Raw genomic sequence first — 1,373 nt, forward strand, 5'->3', positions numbered from 1 at the left:
GTCATGCCACCAAAACCGCTCACCCAGATCAGCGCCCAGCTCGCCTTTATTATCTCAGCCATCGTCATCGCCATCATGGGTATTACCATGATCGGCTTTGGCTGGGTACCGCACCTGTCTCTTATTCTTGCTATCTGCGTATTGCTGGCTATCGGTATGACCAAAGGACTCAGCTTTAACGACATGCAAGCACAAATGGCCTCAGGCGTTATGCGCGGTATCGGTGCCATCTATTTGTTCTTCTTTATTGGCCTCATGGTCGCCGCCCTCATGATGTCAGGGGCCATACCCACCTTGATGTACTTTGGTTTTCAGCTCATCTCTCCTGAGTACTACTATATCTCCGCCTTTATCTTGACGTCCATTATTGGTATTGCCTTGGGTAGTAGCTTGACCACCGCTGCCACACTGGGAGTGGCCTTTATTGGCATGAGTAATGCCTTTGATGCCAATGTGGCGATAGCGGCTGGGGCGGTGGTATCAGGTGCGTTCTTTGGTGATAAGATGTCGCCCTTGTCGGATACCTGTACCATTGCCTCCTCTGTGGTGGGTATTGATCTGTTTGAGCACATTCGCAACATGATGTATACGACAGTACCTGCGTGGATACTTACGGTGATCTTGTTCTGGATATTCTCAGGACAGACGGTCAGTGCTGATCTGAGTCAAGTGACCATACTACAAGGACAGCTAATAGAGAGTGGTCTGGTGCATGGGTATTCGGTATTACCCTTTGTGATATTGGTAGGATTGGCATTGTTTCGGGTCAATGCGATTTATACGATTATCTGTACGATTGCCGCAGCACTGATCATTACTTATATGCACAGTTCACCAAGCTTTAGTCAATTGGGTGGTTATCTGTTTGCCGGCTACGCCCCTGCTGAGTCATTAGAGCTGGGGGAAGTAGGCGGTATGCTGTCGCGCGGCGGTGTACAGAGTATGTTCTTTACCCAAGCGATTGTGATACTGGCATTGAGTTTGGGTGGTCTATTAACGGCATTAGGAATACTGCCAGCACTACTGTCTGGTATTAAAGATACGCTTACGACATCAGGACGGGCGATCTTTGCGGCAGCGATGTCGGCACTGAGCATTAATGTGCTGATCGGTGAGCAGTATTTGAGTATTTTATTATCCGGTACGGCATTTCGGTCAACGTTTGAGCGTTTGCACCTGCATCCAAAGAATTTGTCTCGGACGATTGAGGATGCAGGAACGGTGATCAATCCATTAGTGCCATGGAGTGTGTGCGGGGTGTTTATCAGTCAGGCGTTAGGGGTGCCGGTATTAGAGTATTTGCCGTATGCGTTCTTCTGTTATTTGTCATTGCTATTAACACTGCTGTTTGGCTTTACGGGGCTGACGATTAG

Annotated in this window: 1 protein-coding gene; it reads left to right on the top strand. The window is 48.6% G+C overall.

Annotated elements, in window-relative coordinates; all coding sequences use genetic code 11:
- Positions 1 to 3: 3 nt before the first annotated feature.
- On the top strand, positions 4 to 1,373 hold a 1,370-nt coding region (locus BTW00_RS13700), incomplete at its 3' end, for a Na+/H+ antiporter NhaC family protein (RefSeq protein ID WP_075107866.1).

The sequence above is a fragment of the Psychrobacter sp. C 20.9 genome, assembly GCF_001921765.1.
GTDB classification, from domain to species: domain Bacteria; phylum Pseudomonadota; class Gammaproteobacteria; order Pseudomonadales; family Moraxellaceae; genus Psychrobacter; species Psychrobacter piscatorii_B.